Genomic DNA, 18273 nt, shown 5'->3' with positions numbered 1-18273 from the left:
AACGGGCGCAGGTGATTCTAAGAAGGAAGTGGAGAGACCCGATACAGGAAAGGATGATGCTCCATGCTTCGTGACTTTTCTTGGAGAGTTTTCGCTTCAACCGGTGACATCCATGCTTACCTTCTCTACCGCGATCACCATCAGGCAGACGGCTCCTCGGAAGACGCGCTGCTTGATCTCGCCCAGGAAGAATTGGGTGACTCGCAGGCATGCTTGTAAAGTGGGAAGGGATTGTCATTCGCAGCGTGGACTACGGCGAGTCCAGCAAAGTGGTGACGTTGTTTACCCGGGAGAACGGCAAGCTTGGCGTGATGGCGCGCGGTGCAAAAAAGACCAAGAGCCGTCTTGCCGCCGTCTCCCAGTTGTTTTCGCACGGCTACTTTCTGTGCAAAGCAGGACCCGGAGCAGGAATGCCTGATTTGTCACAGGGGGACATACTGGATTCGTTTCGGGATATGCGGCAGGGCCTCACGGCGACGGCTTATGCCGCTTACATAGCGGAGCTTTTGGATCGATTGACACACGAGAGGGAGCCGAATCCTTTTTTGTTCCAGTTGCTCCTTCAGACGTTTCGCTACTTGGATGAAGGGGTGGACCCGGAAATTCTTTGCCGCATTTTCGAGATGAAGATGTTGAGCGTGGCCGGAATCTCCCCGCAGTTGTCAGCTTGCGCGAACTGCGGACAGCAGCGGGAGCCGTACGCGATCAGCGTGTCGCAGGGGGGACTGTTGTGTCCGTCCTGTCAGCCTTTTGATCCGTATGCTTTGGCGGTTACGCCCTCTACCTGGAAGCTTTTGCGGCTGTTCCAGGTCTTTGATTTGGAGCGGCTCGGCGATATCGAGGTGAAGCCGGCGACGCGCAGCCAGCTCAAGCATGTCATCCGCAGCTTCATGGATGAGCATCTCGATCTGCGGCTGAAAAGTCGCGCCTTTCTGGAACAGCTTGAGCGAATGGAAAGGATGGCGCAGCCGGACAGCGACTGATTGACATCCGATTTTCTTTTCGCTATGATAGGTAGCAAACTTACATATCGAAATGTTGCCATGAAGGAAAAGAGTAGTCGGCCACTGTGTGCCAGTAGCGAACCGGGGACGGTGCAAGCCCGGTCACCATGCTGATGAAGGGCGTTCCGGAGCAATTTGATCTTGACAAGGTGGGCGAAGAACTTTTTCGCCAAGTAGGGTGGAACCGCGAGAATCCTCTCGTCCCTACACTGTTGCTTTTTGCGACAGTGTAGCGGGCGGGAGGTTTTTATTTTTGGAGGAGGAAAAAGCATGAAAATGACATTTCAAGACATCATTTTGACGCTGCAAAACTTTTGGGCGAAGCAAAATTGCCTGATCGTGCAGCCGTACGACGTGGAAAAAGGGGCGGGGACACTCAACCCGATGACATTTTTGCGCTCCATCGGCCCTGAGCCGTGGAATGTCGCTTATGTGGAGCCTTCCCGTCGCCCGGCGGATGGCCGCTACGGCGAAAACCCGAACCGCCTGTACCAGCACCACCAGTTCCAGGTCATCATGAAGCCGTCGCCGGACAACATCCAGGAGCTGTATCTGGAAAGTCTGCGTGAGCTCGGCATCGAGCCGTTGGAGCACGACATCCGCTTCGTGGAGGACAACTGGGAGCACCCGGGTCTGGGCGCGTGGGGGCTCGGCTGGGAAGTTTGGCTGGACGGCATGGAAATCACCCAGTTCACCTACTTCCAGCAAGTGGGCGGCCTGGAGTGCAAGCCGGTAGCGGTCGAGCTGACGTACGGCTTGGAGCGGCTGGCTTCCTACATTCAGGAAAAAGAAAACGTGTTCGACCTGGAATGGTGCAACGGCTTCACGTATGGAGACGTGTTCCTGCAGCCGGAGTACGAACACTCCAAATACACGTTCGAGCTGTCTGACACAGACATGCTGTTTACCCTCTACAACACGTACGAAGCAGAGGCAAAACGACTGATGAAGGAGCGTCTCGTCTACCCGGCGTACGACTATGTGCTGAAATGCTCGCACACGTTCAATCTGTTGGACGCCCGCGGCGCGATCAGCGTGACCGAGCGTACAGGCTATATCGCCCGCGTCCGCAATCTGTCGCGTGAAGTAGCGCAAACGTACTACGCGGAGCGCGAGCGTCTCGGCTTCCCGCTGCTGAAAAAAGCAGGCGGACAAGAGGAACAGACGGCACAGGTGAAGGGAGAGGATACAAATGAGTAAACGCGATTTGCTCGTAGAAGTTGGTCTGGAAGAAATGCCAGCGCGGTTTGTGGCACTGGCAGCATCGCAATTCAAGGAAAAAGTGGAAAAATGGCTGACGGCAGAACGCGTGCCATTTGACCAGATTACGGCGCTGGAAACGCCGCGCCGCTTTGCCTTGCTGATCCACGGCCTTGCGGAAAAGCAGCCGGATCGCAACGATGAAGCGAAAGGTCCGGCCAAAAAAATCGCCCAGGACGAAGCGGGCAACTGGACCAAGGCAGCGCTCGGCTTTGCGCGCAGCAACAACGTCGACCCGAACGACCTGTACTTCAAGGAAGTAAACGGCGTGGAGTATGTACATGCAAGAAAAGCGGAGGCAGGCAAGGCGACGACGGAAATTTTGCCGCAGCTCGCCGATGTGATCGCGGGCATGAGCTTCCCGAAAAACATGCGCTGGGGCGCAAGAGATTTGAAATACGTTCGTCCGATTCGCTGGCTCGTTGCCCTGTTTGGCGAAGAGCTGATTGACCTGGAAATCGCAGGCGTCAAAAGCGGTCGCGTCTCCCGCGGCCATCGCTTCCTGGGCACAGAAGTGACGTTGAACAACCCGGGCGAGTACGTGAGCAAGCTGGCCGAGCAGCACGTCATTGTCAATCCGGAAGAGCGCCGGGCGTTGATCGTGGAGCAAATCCGCCGTATGGAGCAGGAGCACGGCTGGACGATTCCGATGGATGAGGGGCTGCTCGATGAAGTCGTTCACCTCGTGGAGTATCCGACCGCACTCTACGGCACGTTCGAAGCGGAGTTTTTGACGATTCCGCGTGAGGTTCTGGTCACCTCCATGCGCGAGCATCAGCGCTACTTCCCGGTGGAAAACGCGCAAGGCCAACTGCTCAACCACTTTGTCACCGTGCGCAACGGCGACAGCCGCGCGCTGGAGAACGTCGCAAAAGGAAACGAAAAAGTGTTGCGTGCCCGTCTCTCTGACGCCCGCTTCTTCTATGTAGAGGACCAGAAGCTGTCCATCGAAAGCTGCCTGAAGCGCCTGGAGACGATCGTGTTCCATGAAGAGCTGGGAACGATCGGCGACAAGGTGCGCCGCGTCCGCAAGACGGCGGGACTGATCGCAAGCAAGCTCGGCGTCACTGCCGAAGAAGCCAAGCAAGTAGACCGCATCGCCGAAATCGCCAAGTTTGACCTCGTGACGAACATGGTCGGCGAGTTTCCTGAGCTGCAAGGCATCATGGGTGAAGATTACGCCCGCAAGGCAGGCGAGTCCGACCTCGTGGCGCGCGGCGTGTTCGAGCACTACTTGCCGCGCTTTGCCGGGGACCTCATGCCTGCCTCTGCCCAAGGCGCGATCGCGAGCATGGCTGACAAGCTCGACACGATCGTCGGCTGCTTCTCCATCGGCATCGTGCCGACAGGCTCCCAAGACCCGTACGGCCTGCGCCGGATGGCGGCGGGAATCGTCGCCATTTTGCTGGAACGCAACTGGCAACTGTCTTTGGACGAACTGTGGGATGCGGCGCTGGAAGGCTATGCGGCACAGGGCGTAAGCAAACGTACCGTGGAAGAAGTGAAAAAGGACTTGGTCGACTTCTTCGCTCTGCGCCTGAAAAACGTCCTGCAGGAAAACGGAGTCCGCTACGATGTGGTGGATGCCGTGCTGAGCGCAGATTTGACGCGGGTGCCTGACGTGCTGGCAAAAGCGAAGGCATTGATGGCGACTGTCTCGGCCGAAGACTTCAAGCTGATCGTCGAGCAGTTTAACCGGGTGAACAACCTGGCGCAAAAAGCGGAAGCGGACAGCGTGGACGAAGCGCTGTTTGCCGAAGAAGCCGAGCGCAACCTGTATCAGTCTTACCAGTCCGTCGAAAGCGAAGTGCAGGGACTCGCCGATCAGGAGAAAATTTTGGCGACGCTCTCCACGCTGCGCGAGCCGATTCAAGGCTTTTTCGACAAGGTGATGGTCATGGCGGAAGATCAGGCGGTTCGCGCCAATCGCCTGGGCTTGCTGCTTCGCATCTCCCGTCTTTTGAACGGCTACGCCGACTTTGCAAAAATTGTGTTTGCGTAAAAAACAAATAGGCTGGTGCCTCCGTCTTAAAATGAGACGGGGGCACCTTTTTTCCGCGCGAAAGAAGGAATATCCGGTCGAATAGAGTAATACTAGGAAGAGGTAAAGACAGAACCGGGGTGATTGGTCATCGAGCTTACCAAGCGTCAAGAGCAGATCTTACAGATAGTGAAGGATGACGGACCGATTACAGGGGAGCATATCGCGGAGCGTCTCAATCTGACTCGCGCTACGTTGCGCCCTGATCTTTCCATCCTCACGATGTCAGGATATTTAGAAGCCAGACCTCGGGTCGGGTATTTTTATGCCGGCCGACCTGCAAGCTCCGTCATTAGTGAACGGCTTCACAAGCTTATTGTCAATGACTACAAGGCAGTGCCAATCGTAGTTTCCGAGTCCGCCTCCGCTTACGATGCCATCGTGACCCTCTTTCTGGAGGATGTCGGGACGTTGTTCGTTGTCAACCAAAAAGGGTATTTAGCTGGCGTCATCTCACGCAAGGACCTTTTGCGCGCTTCCCTCGGCAACAAGACGCTGGAGGATGTGCCAGTCAGCATCATCATGTCGCGGATGCCGAACATCATCACCTGCGGGCCAGAGGAAACCTTGTACGCGGCAGCGAAAAAGCTGATTGATTTCCAGATCGATTCCTTGCCTGTCGTGCGACCCAGTGACGAAGATCCGAAGCAGATGGAGTTGATGGGACGGGTTACGAAGACGACGATCGCCAAAGCATTTGTAGAACTGGGCAGCGAGCCGAAAGTGTAGGAGGAGAATGGATGCAAGGTAACCAACAAGGACAGCTCATCTACGTGGTCTCAGACTCCATCGGCGAAACGGCCGAGCTGGTCGTTCGCGCTGGAGCCAGCCAATTTGACCGTTTTTTGTTTGATGTGCAAAAGTATCCCTACATAGAAGACAAGGAATCCATCGACGAAATCATCGCTTCCGCCAAGGAATCGAAAGCGATGATCGTTTTTACTCTGGTAATCCCGGAGCTGAACGCGTACATTACCCAGCAAGCGGCCTTGCACGGCATTCCTGCGATTGATGTGATGGGCCCGCTCATGCACACGCTACAGGGCATGCTCAAGGAGCCGCCGACAGGCAAGCCAGGGCTTGTGCGTCGACTGGACGAGGAGTACTTCCGCAAGGTGGACGCGATCGAGTTCGCCGTCAAATACGACGACGGCCGCGACCCGCGCGGGCTTTTGCGCGCGGACGTCGTTTTGATCGGGGTATCGCGCACCTCCAAGACACCGCTCTCCATGTACTTGGCGAACAAGCGCCTGAAAGTGGCGAATGTTCCCCTCGTTCCGGAGGTGGAGCCGCCGGAAGAGCTGTTCCAGCTCCCGCCAGAACGGTGTGTCGGGTTGACCATTAATCCGGAGCAGTTGAACGGCATCCGCACCGAGCGACTGAAAGCGCTCGGATTGACGGCGCAAGCCAACTACGCCAATCTCGACCGGATTGCGGAAGAGCTGGCCTACTCCAAGCGGATTATCGACCGTCTGGGCTGTAAGGTGATCGACGTGTCGAACAAGGCTGTGGAGGAAACGGCCAACATCATTTTGGAGATGATTCGCAAAAACAACCTCCGCAACGAAAGAAAATAGGCCAAAAGAAGGGATTTGGCGACTTTTGTAGAAAACGAGTAGCGAAAGCTTTTCATACATGGAGCGCAACAGCGTTTATTGCTTGCGGAAATGTGGAAAAGTAGAAAAGAAGAAAAGAAGTTCGAGACAAAGAAGGAATTTGACGAATTTTGACGAACTAAATAATCTCATCGTGCGATTCTCCTAAAAAGGTGGAAAGACATGACAGGTCCCACTTCAGATGAATTTGTGAATCAAGTGCGTGCCGCTGTCGACATCGTAGACGTTGTAGGAGAGTACGTTCAACTGAGAAAAAGCGGTCGTGCCTTTCTCGGTCTATGTCCGTTTCACTCTGAAAAGAGCCCTTCCTTCAATGTGAATGCAGAGCGACAGTTTTTCCATTGCTTTGGCTGCGGGGCAGGTGGGGATGTCTTTTCCTTTTTAATGAAACTGGAGCAACTGACGTTCCCAGAGGCACTGCACAAATTGGCGGAGCGTGCCGGGATCGAGATGCCCAAGACACAGCAAGTAGAGGAATCTCCTGAAAAACGCGCCAAGCAAGCCATGCAGGAAGCGCATCAGCTTGTGTCAAAGCTGTACCACTACGTGCTGACGGAGACGCCATATGGCGTGGAGGCGATGAAGTACCTCGAACGGCGCGGAGTGTCTATGCAGACGATTGCCGAGTTTCAGATCGGCTTTGCGCCCGATTCCTGGGATTTTGTGACGCAGTTTTTAAAAAAGCGGGAGTTTTCCCAGGAGTTGATGGTGGAGGCCGGACTCTTGGCGAAAAGCGATGGAGGAAAAGTATTCGATCGCTTTCGGGGACGGATCATGTTCCCCATCCACGACACCCAGGGAAATGTCATCGGATTCGGCGGCCGCCTGTTGGACGGCTCAAAGCCGAAGTCTCAACCCAAGTATTTAAACAGCCCGGAAAGCCTTTTGTTTAACAAAAGCGCTACCCTGTTCAACCTTCACCGTGCCCGTCCATATATTAGAAAGAGGAAGCAGGCACTGTTGTTTGAAGGATATGTCGATGTCATCTCGGCATGGCAGGCGGGTTTTCCCCAAGGAATCGCCACGCTGGGCACCGCCCTGACGGAGCAGCAGGCCAGAATGATTCGGCGCAATGTCGATTCGGTTGTGCTTTGCTATGACGGAGACGCTGCCGGTCAGGAGGCGACAAGCAAGGCGATCCACATACTGCAGCAGGCTGGTCTCATCGTTCGGGTAGCTCCTTTGCCGCAGGGAGTCGACCCCGATGATTACATCCGCCAGTACGGAGCTGAAGCCTTTTCTCAGCAGGTTTTGCTGCAGGCGATGCCGATTACGGCTTTTCGCTTGAAACATTTACGCAGCCAGATCGTAATAAATGATGAGACGGACAAGGCCCGCTTGATTGCCAAGGCCGTTGAAATCATTAACGAGCTGGAAAGCCCGGTCGAACGGGATATGTATTTGCGGCAATTGGCGGATGAATACTCCCTGACGCTCAGCGATCTCAAGTGGGAGGCCAAGCGCGTTTACAAACAGCAAAAAAGTGAACGGCAAAGGGATAAAGTGTCGCCAGCATGGAATAATAGTATAAATAATGGCAAAGTTACGCTCGCGAAAACACTGCCGCCCGCTTACCATACGGCTGAGCGCATGCTGCTGTACTACATGATGCGGAATCAAGAAATAGCCGCCCGCGTCCAGGAGGAATGCAGCGCCCACTTTCAAGTGGACGAACACGACGCGCTGGCTGCCTACCTGTACGCCTACTACGCAGAGGGAAACCCGGAAGACCCTGGAGGGTTCATACATTACGTGCAAGACGATTTGTTAAAGCAATTAGCCTCGGGATTGGCCATGATGGAGTGCAAGGAAGACGTATCTGATTTAGAGATCGGTGACTACATCAAACAAGTGAATAACTACCCGAAGCGTGCCGAGTTGGAACGATTGCGCGAAGAGCAGCGGAGCTTACACCTCCAAGCGGCCGCAGCGGACAGCGAGGATGCGCGCAAACAACTGGAAATTCAAGCTGCCTTAACAGGGATGAAGATTCTTGAATTGGAAAATGCTTTAAAAGAAGGGTAGCTTCAGATCATTCCCGGGGAAGGAGGGAAAGTAGATGAACAAGCAAAATATCACTTCTGACATGGAAGCAATGTCCATCGAACAAGTGAAGGAGCAGTTGGTCGAATTAGGCAAGAAACGCGGCGTTTTGTCGTACAAGGAAATTACGGATCGCCTGGCAGGTTTCGAGCAGGATTCGGATCAGATGGATGAGTTTTTCGAATACCTGGGCGATCAAGGTATCGAGATCAACAACAACGAGAACGACGACGACGATGAAGTCGACGAAATGATTATGAAGGACGAGGACAACGAAGAATTCGACTTTGACGATCTCTCCGTTCCGCCTGGAATTAAGATCAATGACCCTGTACGGATGTACTTGAAAGAAATTGGTCGTGTTCCTCTGCTCTCCGCTGAAGAGGAGATTAAATTGGCGCAGCGCATTGAACAGGGTGACGAGGAAGCGAAAAGAAGACTGGCTGAGGCCAACCTGCGACTGGTTGTTTCGATTGCCAAGCGCTATGTAGGCCGCGGCATGCTGTTCCTCGACCTGATTCAAGAAGGGAACATGGGTCTGATTAAAGCGGTGGAAAAGTTTGACTACCGCAAAGGCTACAAGTTCAGTACGTACGCGACATGGTGGATTCGCCAGGCCATTACCCGTGCAATTGCGGACCAGGCGCGGACCATTCGGATTCCGGTGCATATGGTGGAAACGATCAACAAGCTGATACGCGTTTCCAGGCAGCTTCTCCAGGAGCTAGGACGCGAGCCGATGCCAGAGGAAATCGCGGAAAAAATGGATTTGACCCCGGAAAAGGTTCGAGAAATCATGAAGATTGCTCAAGAGCCTGTTTCTTTGGAGACGCCAATCGGGGAAGAAGACGACTCTCACTTGGGCGATTTCATCGAGGACCAGGACGCGCTGGAGCCTTCGGATGCAGCGGCGTATGAGCTGTTGAAAGAGCAGCTCGAAGACGTTCTGGACACCTTGACTGATCGGGAAGAAAACGTTCTTCGCCTGCGTTTTGGCCTCGACGACGGTCGCACGCGCACGTTGGAAGAAGTTGGCAAAGTGTTCGGCGTAACGCGCGAGCGCATTCGTCAGATCGAAGCAAAAGCGCTGCGAAAACTTCGTCATCCAAGCCGAAGCAAACGCTTAAAAGATTTCCTGGAATAGCCGATATAAGGAGTATGAGGCCTACGTTTTAGCCGACGTAGGCTTTTCGTTTTCCACCATCATTTTCTTTCACGAGTAAGGAGGGGCCGCGTTGGACGACCAGCGCAAGCGAACCATCATAGCCGAAATTGAAAACTGGCGGCGCAATCACCTGCTGCCTGAACATTACTGCATTTTCCTGTTAAACCTGTACACAGAAGGGGATCGGCCGAGTACGAGTTCTACGGCATCCGCGGGCAGGGGAGAAAAGAAGAGAACGGATGCGACGTTGGGAACGGGAGCAGGGGTTGCGACAGGCAACTCGTCACCATCCACCGCTTATGCCTACGCAACCAGACAAGTAGCTCCGATTACGGGAAAAATGGTGATGACCTGGCTCCTTGGCGCCTTTGTTATTGCTGGTTTGATCTTACTTGCTTTTCATTTTAACCGTTTTACGACCCCAATGCAAATTGCCATCTTTGCCTGTTTCGCTCTCATTTTCTATATTCTAGGACTCGGCTTTCGCCGCCAAGCCCCGCCATTGACGCATTTGTTTCTCATGATTTCCTTTATTCTGTTAATTGCGGGTGGAATATATTGCATTCAAAAGCTGAACGGTTCCATGCCGCTGGTCCTCTTGTATTTGGGCTTCATTTGCGTGCTATTGTGCGTAAGTGCTTTCCTGTTTGGCTACGCCTACTTGCTTTATTGCGGGATGCTCGGCCTGGCGCTCCTGTACGGATTTGCGACTGTGCAGCGAGTAGGGGAGGACTACACGTGGTGGAAATCGGAGCTGTACTGGGTGCCTCTCGCTTGCCTTTTGACGGGACTCGGCTTTTTAATGAACAACGGCAACCCGAAGTGGGCAGGGGTTTTCGCAGTGTGCGGGCTCATCTCCTTTTTTGGCGCGGAGATTCAGGCGCTGTATATTGCCGAAGCGAAAAGAGACATGATCCAGTTGCTGCTGTTCATCAAGGTGTTTTTAGCCTCGGCGCTGTTTTTCTTTACGCGCGGCTACTGGTACACATGGCTCAGACTGTAAGGCAGCCCCATTTTTTTCGCCTGTCCGATTTGCTACAATGAGGGGAGAGAGAAAATGAGGTGAGGGAAATGGAGAGCAAGTGGAAAGTATTGATCGGAATCTTGCTGGCTGTCGTCTTTTTGGGTGGAGAGACGGCTGCACAGCTTATGGGAGTCAAAACATACAGCATCGGGTACATACTGGGCGCTCTGGCCTTTTTGGGAGCGATCCTCGTGGGAGCACGCCAACGTTAGGCGTGTTTTTTTTGCGGAAATCACACAAACAAGCCTTTCATGGTGTATAATGGAAGGAGCATTCTGAACAAACGCTCAGTCATAACGGTACAAGTCTTGCCCATTCACTACTAAAGCGTTTTCAAGGGGGTAGCAAAAGATGAATTTTGATCTGACGGTAGAGCAGCAAATGCTCAAAAAAATGATGCGGGAGTTTGCCGATGAAGTCGTGGCACCTGGCGCAGATGAACGTGACCGCACCAAGCAATTTCCTGTCGAAATATTCAAGCAGATGAGCGAACTGAACCTGATGGGCTTGCCGTTTCCGGAAGAGTACGGCGGCGGCGGATCTGACTCCACGAGCTTCGCCATCGTTGTCGAGGAGCTTAGCCGTGCTTGCGGCTCGACGGGCATTACGTATTCGGCGCACATTTCGCTCGGCGGCGCTCCGCTGCACCTTTTTGGCACGGAAGAGCAAAAGCGAAAATATTTGAGCAAAATCTGTTCCGGTGAAAGCTTTGGGGCATTCGGCCTGACGGAGCCAAACGCCGGCTCGGATGCAGGCGGGACGAAGACGACAGCCGTCTTGTCCGATTCGGAGTGGCTCATCAACGGCTCCAAATGTTTTATTACGAACGCTTCTTACGCGTCGTTTCTGGCCCTGACCGCCGTGACGGACAAAGACAAAGGATCGAGAGGGATCTCCGCCTTTATCGTCCCGACCGATGCGCCGGGCTTTACCGTGCTGGCCAATTACGAAAAGCTCGGCTTGCACAGCTCCAATACGACAGAGCTGGTGCTGGAAAATGTCCGGGTGCCGGAAGAAAACATGCTCGGAAAACGCGGCGAAGGCTTCAAGCAGTTTCTCATTACGCTTGATGGCGGGCGCATCGGCATCGGGGCGATGGCGGTCGGAATCGCACAGGCCGCTTACGACAAGGCCTTGCAATACGCCAAGCAGCGCACGGCTTTCGGCAATTCCTTGAGTCAGTTCCAGGCGATTCAGCACAAGCTGGCTGACATGGCCATGCAGATTGATCTGGCTCGGACGATGGTGTACAAGGCAGCCTGGCTCAAAGACCACGGGCGCAAATTTACGAAAGAAGCCGCGATGGCGAAGCTGTACGCTTCGGAAGTCGCCATGTCCGCGACTCACCAGGCCATTCAAATCCACGGCGGATACGGCTACATGCGCGAATACCAGGTGGAACGCTTTTTCCGCGATGCGCGTCTTTTGGAAATCGGCGAGGGCACCTCGGAAATTTTGCGCAATGTCATCGCCAGGGAAATCGGCTGCTAACAAATTTTGGAACATTTGGAATCCTCGCTGCCAGATCAGCGGGGATTTTGTCGTTCTTTGCGCGGGCGTTGTCACGTAATTTGCATTTCGCAATTGCTGCCAAATAGGGTAGAATAGAGGCAACGGAAGGTGAAAACAAAGATGACATCATTAACGATTTCCAAGCGGCTGCAAACGATTGCCCGCTACTGTCCAGAAGGAGCCCGCGTCGCCGACATCGGGTCGGATCATGCGTTGTTGGCTTCTTATTTGCTTGTGAAAGGAATCGCCTCGTTCGTCATTGCCGGCGAGCTGAACGAAGGACCTTTTCAGGCAGCGAAAAAGCAAATACATACTTTGCAGGTGAAAGACCGCGCGTCCGTCAGAAAAGGAAACGGACTGGCCGTGCTGGAACCGGGCGAAGCCGACGTCGTCTGCATCGCCGGAATGGGCGGACAGTTGATCGTCTCCATTTTGGAGGCGGGACTGCCCAAGCTGGAAGGCGTACAGCGCCTGATCCTGCAACCGAATGTCGGGGAAGAGGCGGTGCGCCGCTGGCTGTTGAATCAGGGCTGGCAGCTCGTAGCCGAAACCATTTTGAAGGAAGACGGCATTATTTACGAAATTTTGGTGGCCGAACGAGGCGTTCCCACTGTTCCTTATGAAAACAAAGATCGTCCGCAAGAAGATCTCCTGAGGATCGGTCCGTTCCTCTGGGAAGAAAAATCAGAAATTCTCCTGGAAAAATGGAGTAGCGAAGCTGAAAAATGGCAAAAGGTCCTGCTCCAGTTGCAGCGCTCGGACAAGCCGGAAGCTGCCCAGCGAATTGCGGAAATCGAACGAGAAGTGAAATGGATCAATGAGGTGATAGCATGCTTGCGCACGGACAAACCGTAATCCAGTACGTAGAGCGTTTGGCGCCAAAGGCTTTGGCGATGGAAGGCGACAAAATCGGCCTTCATGTCGGGACGCTGCAAAAGAAAGTGAAAAAAGTGATGGTCGCACTCGACGTGCTCGAATCGGTGGTCGACGAGGCGATTGCCGAAGGCGTCGACCTGATCGTCGCACACCACGCCGTCATTTATCGCCCGCTCAAGCATTTGCGGACCGATCTGGCAGCAGGACGGGTTTTTGAAAAGCTGATAAAGCACGACATTGCCGTCTATACGGCACATACGAATCTGGATGTCGCGGTGGGCGGCATGAACGACTGGCTGGCAGAAGCGATCGGGCTGGTCGATGTGGACGTGCTGGATGTGCTGCAGCGAGAAGCGTGGAAAAAGCTCGTCGTCTTCGTACCGGCCACGCACAAGGACGCTGTTTTCCAGGCCATGTCTGAGGCGGGTGCCGGGCATGTCGGCAACTACAGTCACTGCTCCTTCCAGGTGGAGGGAACCGGAACCTTTTTGCCGGGCGCAGGCACCAACCCGCATATCGGTTCGCAAGGCAAGCTGGAGACGGTCGAGGAAGTTCGCATCGAAATGGTGATTCCGGCTTCCAAGCAAACGGCGGTGCTGAAAGCGATGCTCGCGGCTCATCCGTACGAAGAAGTTGCCTACGATATCATCAGCCTGGAACAGTCCGGCCAGGCTTACGGAATCGGGCGCATTGGCTACTTGCCTGCTCCCATGACGCTGCGGGAAATGGCTGAGTTGGTCAAGGAGCGCTTTTCGCTGCAAGGGCTTCGCGTGGTAGGCGATCTGGATGCCACGGTCAAAAAAGTAGCGGTCGTCGGCGGAGATGGCAGCTCGTTCGCTTCCAAGGCGATTTTCAAAGGCGCAGATGTGTTCCTGACGGGAGACATCGGCTACCATACTGCACACGATGCGCAGGCCGACGGGCTTTCCATCATTGACGCGGGCCACAATATCGAAAAGATCATGAAACAAAAACTGGCGGAATACTTGCTGGAGCAGTTGAAAGCAAACGGCTACGAAACCGAAGTCATCGCCTCTGCTGTGCACACGGATCCGTTTCAATTTGTGTAAGGAACATGTCGGCAAAAAAGAACGGTTGCCGTCCAGTTGAAGTGTAGGAGGATTTTGTGTGCAAAAACTAATTCGAACGCTATCTAGCGGACTGCTTGTCGCTGCTCTGCTCACCCCCGGCGTCGCTTCAGCGGCTGGGGGCTTTCTGCCTTACAAAGACATTGGCACGCATTGGGCGAAAGCATCCATTATTCGCGGTGTACAGGCAGGGCTGTTTGCAGCGGGTGCGGATGCGCCGATGTTTTACCCGAATCGGGAGATGACCCGCGCCGAATTTGTGGCCTTGATGGATCGCTTGTACAACGGCGGGCAGTATCAGTTGTATCCGCTGACGTTTTTATCCGAACATGCCGAATGGTCAAAAGGAGAAGGGTTCGATGAGCCGTACCTTCCTTATAAAGACGTCGATCGGCTGACGTGGATGTACAACCCGACGTTGCGCGTGTCAGTCATTTTGGACAGGCTGTACGGCCCGAATGCCATCCAGGAAGTATTTCCCGGCGAGGCGATGAACCCGAACCAGCCGATCACCCGCGAAGAAGCGGCAAAGCTCATGCAAATGTTCACGATGTCGCCGGACAGCGCAAAAGCGTGGGAAGAAGTCAAGGCTTGGGGCTGGCTGGAAGGCGAACGCTCAGACAAGCTGAAGCGGGGCGAGGCGGCGGCAGCAGCCGATCGCATGATTACGTATTTGGTGCAGGACACGATCCTGCCGCTGTTGGACTACGATGGTCAAAAGTTTCCGATGGTTCCGGAGATTGAGGAGCTTTTCCCTTATTTTGCAACGTATACGATTTGGTCAACAACAGAGGAAAAGGCGTACGTGGAGGCCGTGGACGCGATTCGCAACCACGAAGACACGGATCAGACGTTTCAGGTGCTGCGCAAGCTGTTGGGGACCTCGTTTGACAACCGGATCGGGCTGCATTTTTATTTGAGCTGGGACCCGGAGACGGAGATTTCCGCCAACCTCGATGAAGCGATGAGTGCTATCGACGCTTATTTCGCCGACAAGGTCATCGCGCCGGATACGCTGCGGCTGTTGAGCGCCAATGTATATGACCTGGCGCTGCAGCTCGGGGCAAACGACCCGCAGCAATTCGCCAAGGTGCTGGACCGTTTGAGCACGTATGAAGCAAAAGTCAAACCGGATTCAAAAGAATGGGAGGCGCTTGCCATCTACCTGGGGGCTCTGGAAATCAGGAGCGGACAGACGGAAAAAGCGCTGAGCCGCTACAAGCAGTTTGCCGCCGCCAATCCGGAAGCGCTGCTCAACGCCTGCTACTATTTGCATCAGGATGGACGGCTGGAAGAAGCGGCAGCGCTGCTGGCAACGGTCAAGCCGAACGCCGCAGACACCCGGATGGTGCAGCTCGGCAAGCTTTTGCAGCAGGAGCTGGCTTCCTTGCAGGAGCAAACGGCGATTGTGAGCGACCTCGGCTATTCGCTGCGCCGCCTGGACAGCACGGAGTCCTATCAGGTCAAGGGCGAAGCGGTGCTCAGCGGGTTCACCTTCAAGTACACGCAGGAGATCGACCAGCGCAGCCAGATCAGCAAGCTCAACGGATTTTACCAATCGCCGCAAAAGCTCGTGTCCGACAAGCTGTCTACCTATACAGACGGTCGCAAACATATCCAATACTCCTACGACTCCGAATCGCAAAAATGGGAGCAGCACAAGACGGACAAGCTCGACTTTTTGCATGAATGGGTCAGTGCCCTTCCGGTAGCGGAACGTGCCAAAACTTTGCATGCCCGCTACTTCAAGCAGTCGTTCGGGGAGATTGACGTGATTACGGAGTGGATACCCGGTGCCGCTCTCGAAGAAAAATCCGCTTCGCTCATGCTTGAGCGCGGCAAAGTCAAACACGTGCCGCTGTTCATGAACAAGTATTACATTGACCGGGCGAGCGATCGCGTCGTCAAGCATACGTGGCGCTATGAAGAGATTTACAGCAGCGATGAATATGTCGCGTATTCCGGTACGGATCGGTACGATTACGCCGCAAACGTGAAACTATCAATTCCTGATGAAGTGCGAAAAGGGGTGACTCCATGAAGCGGTTTAGTCAATGGCTAGCGGCTGCCCTGTTGGCAGTATCGGCATGGCAAGCGCCAGTCCAGGCAGCAGAAAATCCGTACGTGGAAACAGAAGAAGTGTTTTATCACGTCATGGAAAGTCATCTGAGCAAGCCGCAAGCGGCGCAGTTGGTAAAAGGCGCGCTGCAAGCGGTCAGCGAGCAGGCAAAGGAACGAAAAAAGCTGCAGCTTGCCGTCTCTCCTGAGGACGACACATGGGACGAGCTGGAGCAGCGGCTTGTGGAATGGCAAAGCAAAGGCGGCTTCGATGCGGCTTCGATGAACGTATGGGCGATCGACGGCATGCTCTCGACCCTCGATGATCCGCACAGCGTCTTTTTTACAGCAGACGAACTGCGGCTGTTCCAGTCCGATGTGGAGAATCAGTTCGTCGGGTTCGGCTTTCGTCTGCGGATGCAAAACGATCATTTGATTATTCGCGAAATCGTTCCCGGCTCCCCGGCTGCGGCCTCAGTCCTCAAGCGCGGCGACCAGTTGCAAAAGGTCAATGAGGTTTCGCTTGTGGGCAAAAGCTTCGAGGAGTCGTACGCCTACCTGAAAGGGGCGGAAGGAACGGAAGCGGTCCTGACCGTCTATCGTCCCGCTGAAAAACGCGAGCTTCAGGTCAAGCTGAAACGGGCGATGATGACCCTTCCGGAAGCCGAAGGACAGCTTTTTTCCGATGGGTCCATTGGCTACATCAGCCTCGAAACATTTGGCTCCGAGGGCGCTTTGCAAATGCGCGACAAGCTGCTGGAATTTGCTCGCTCACCAAAACCGTTGACCGGGCTTGTGCTCGATTTGCGCGACAACGGCGGGGGCTATTTGGCGACTGCGCGAGACATCGCGAGCCTGTTTATGGAAGAGGGCCTGCTCATGTACACGACGAACCGCAATGGCGTGGAAGTGGAGACATGGGTGAGAAACGGACGGGATATCAACGTTCCGGTGCGGATTTTGGTGAATGGAGGAACAGCCTCCGCCTCTGAGCTTTTGTCTGGCGCCTTGCGCGACCACGGCATTGCCAAGCTGATCGGCACTAAAACGTACGGAAAAGGAAGCGCGCAGCAAGTCATCCCGCTATCGGCGGGAGATGCGTTGAAGCTGACGCTGAACGAGTATTTCACGCCCAAGCATACGATCGTCAATCACATCGGACTCACGCCGGACATACTGGTAGAGGATTACGGGGCGCAAGTGATCGAAGCTCTCCACTCCCTGAATGTTCGCCAGTGGGAATTGAGCGATGAGGATGGCGATACGGTTATCAACGGCATTCCGTTTCCTACCGTGGAACCGCTTTTCAAGCAAGGAACCAACGGATTGCAAATCAGGGCGGCTGTCCTGTCGCACTTGTTGAAAGATCCTGAGATCGGGGAAAAAGAGTATGTGGAGCTTTCGCCTTATTTGCATAAGCATTCTGCCTTGAAAGTGCAAAGCAAAAATGGATTCCATGTCCTGACTTATACTTCCTAACGAAAAGAGAAGAGAAGGCCTCTGCTGTCCGTGGGATTTGTCCATTCCACGTGCCGGCAGAGGCTTTTTTGTTTGACATGGGCTATCCTCCAAAGATGCTTCGCCAAAAACACGGTCGAAGCCTTTCGTTTTCGCATACGAGCGGGGCTTGCGGAAAGCCAGGGGGGAAGTTTTCTTTCGCTTGGAGTATAGTCGACTGCTGGAAGCCGAACACTATCAGGTGATACTAATGAAGAACGAAGGATGGCAGACCGATGAAAAAGGTACTTCTTTTTTTGATCGACTCCATGATGCCGGATGTGCTGGAGCGTTGCATTGCGGCAAACAAAGCGCCGGGCTTGCGCTTTTTGCTGGAACATAGCCAGTACATCCCGGACTGCGTGACCGTGTTTCCGACGATGACGGCTTCGATCGACTGCTCTCTGATAACGGGCGTGTACCCGGATCAGCACAAAGTTCCGGGACTGGTTTGGTACGATTCGGAGCAGAAAAAAATAGTGAATTACATTAACGGCGCGGTTCCGGTGCGCAAGCTGGGCATTGCCCAATGTGCAACCAACGTGCTGTTTGACTTGAACGAGCGCCACCTTAGCAAAGACGTGAAGACGATCCATGAGGTGCTGGAAGAGCACCAGCTCGTGTCGGGGTCGATCAATGTCATTGCCCACCGTGGCCATAAGCAGCACAAGGTGCACATGCCGCCTCTGCTCGACGCCATCACCTCTTTTCAGCTTCGCGAGACGGTAAGCGGCCCGACGATCATGAGCATAGGCACGCTGGTGCGGCCAGACATATTCCGTCCGGTGACGTGGAATATGGCGCAGACCGTATTCGAAGGCTACGGAATCAACGACACGTACGCCATCGACGTCCTGATCGAAGTCATTCGCAGTGGCAAACAGCCTCATTTTACCTTGGTCTACCTCCCGGAAAACGATCACAAGCTCCACGCTTCGCCGCAAAATGCTATCCAGCACCTTGCCGATGTAGACAAGCAGCTCGTGCGCTTTTTGGACAGCTTCGCCTCCTGGGAGCAAATGCTGGAGCGAAACGTCTGCATCCTGATCTCGGACCATGGCCAGACGGTAATCGGGGAAGGCGAAGAGC

Annotated in this window: 16 protein-coding genes (1 of these 16 running past the window's edge); all 16 read left to right on the top strand. The window is 54.3% G+C overall.

The window, feature by feature from the left end; translation table 11 throughout:
• Positions 1–63 precede the first annotated feature (63 nt).
• Positions 64–219, top strand: coding sequence for a YqzL family protein (locus tag BA6348_RS18785; protein ID WP_081414799.1), 156 nt, complete (start codon positions 64–66; stop codon positions 217–219).
• Positions 210–983 carry a DNA repair protein RecO gene (gene recO / locus BA6348_RS18780; protein ID WP_005833050.1) on the top strand — a complete coding sequence of 258 codons (774 nt, stop codon included), beginning with the start codon at positions 210–212 and terminating at the stop codon, positions 981–983. Before BA6348_RS18785 ends, recO begins: the two co-directional genes overlap by 10 nt.
• Positions 984–1274: 291 nt before the next feature.
• Entirely contained in the window at positions 1275–2204 is a 930-nt protein-coding gene (gene glyQ, locus BA6348_RS18775) for a glycine--tRNA ligase subunit alpha (protein WP_005833048.1), read from the top strand.
• Complete coding sequence (glyS, locus tag BA6348_RS18770; protein WP_007777600.1) at positions 2197–4266, top strand: glycine--tRNA ligase subunit beta; 2070 nt, start codon at positions 2197–2199, stop codon at positions 4264–4266. Before glyQ ends, glyS begins: the two co-directional genes overlap by 8 nt.
• Positions 4267–4389: 123 nt before the next feature.
• On the top strand, positions 4390–5034 hold the full coding sequence (ccpN, locus tag BA6348_RS18765) for a transcriptional regulator CcpN (RefSeq protein ID WP_005833046.1): 645 nt from the start codon (positions 4390–4392) through the stop codon (positions 5032–5034).
• Positions 5035–5045: 11 nt separating this feature from the next.
• Positions 5046–5882, top strand: a complete 837-nt coding sequence (locus BA6348_RS18760; RefSeq protein ID WP_005833044.1) for a pyruvate, water dikinase regulatory protein — start codon at positions 5046–5048, stop codon at positions 5880–5882.
• A 201-nt stretch (positions 5883–6083) separates the two neighbouring features.
• Entirely contained in the window at positions 6084–7946 is a 1863-nt protein-coding gene (gene dnaG / locus BA6348_RS18755) for a DNA primase (protein WP_026558438.1), read from the top strand.
• A gap of 34 nt (positions 7947–7980) precedes the next feature.
• Entirely contained in the window at positions 7981–9108 is a 1128-nt protein-coding gene (gene rpoD, locus BA6348_RS18750; protein WP_007777605.1) for an RNA polymerase sigma factor RpoD, read from the top strand.
• 91 nt (positions 9109–9199) lie between these two features.
• Complete coding sequence (locus BA6348_RS18745; RefSeq protein ID WP_005833038.1) at positions 9200–10132, top strand: hypothetical protein; 933 nt, start codon at positions 9200–9202, stop codon at positions 10130–10132.
• Positions 10133–10200: 68 nt separating this feature from the next.
• Entirely contained in the window at positions 10201–10365 is a 165-nt protein-coding gene (locus BA6348_RS26830) for a hypothetical protein (protein WP_005833036.1), read from the top strand.
• Between the two features lie 139 nt (positions 10366–10504).
• Positions 10505–11644, top strand: coding sequence for an acyl-CoA dehydrogenase (locus BA6348_RS18740; protein ID WP_005833035.1), 1140 nt, complete (start codon positions 10505–10507; stop codon positions 11642–11644).
• A gap of 141 nt (positions 11645–11785) precedes the next feature.
• Positions 11786–12520: a tRNA (adenine(22)-N(1))-methyltransferase gene (locus BA6348_RS18735; protein ID WP_025844849.1), complete on the top strand. Its 735-nt coding sequence runs from the start codon at positions 11786–11788 to the stop codon at positions 12518–12520.
• Positions 12496–13611: a Nif3-like dinuclear metal center hexameric protein gene (locus BA6348_RS18730; RefSeq protein WP_025844847.1), complete on the top strand. Its 1116-nt coding sequence runs from the start codon at positions 12496–12498 to the stop codon at positions 13609–13611. Before BA6348_RS18735 ends, BA6348_RS18730 begins: the two co-directional genes overlap by 25 nt.
• 58 nt (positions 13612–13669) lie before the next feature.
• Positions 13670–15670 carry an S-layer homology domain-containing protein gene (locus BA6348_RS18725; RefSeq protein WP_007777610.1) on the top strand — a complete coding sequence of 667 codons (2001 nt, stop codon included), beginning with the start codon at positions 13670–13672 and terminating at the stop codon, positions 15668–15670.
• Positions 15667–17166 carry a S41 family peptidase gene (locus BA6348_RS18720; RefSeq protein WP_005833027.1) on the top strand — a complete coding sequence of 500 codons (1500 nt, stop codon included), beginning with the start codon at positions 15667–15669 and terminating at the stop codon, positions 17164–17166. Before BA6348_RS18725 ends, BA6348_RS18720 begins: the two co-directional genes overlap by 4 nt.
• A 254-nt stretch (positions 17167–17420) precedes the next feature.
• Positions 17421–18273: the 5' portion of an alkaline phosphatase family protein gene (locus BA6348_RS18715; RefSeq protein ID WP_007777614.1), read on the top strand. It continues 632 nt past the right edge of the window; 853 of the gene's 1485 nt are visible here — the first part of the coding sequence; it begins with the start codon at positions 17421–17423; the stop codon falls past the right edge of the window.

This window comes from Brevibacillus agri, assembly GCF_004117055.1.
GTDB classification, from domain to species: Bacteria; Bacillota; Bacilli; order Brevibacillales; family Brevibacillaceae; genus Brevibacillus; species Brevibacillus agri.
Note: the sequence above shows the minus strand (reverse complement) of the source record. Positions and strands in the feature narration are given on the sequence as shown.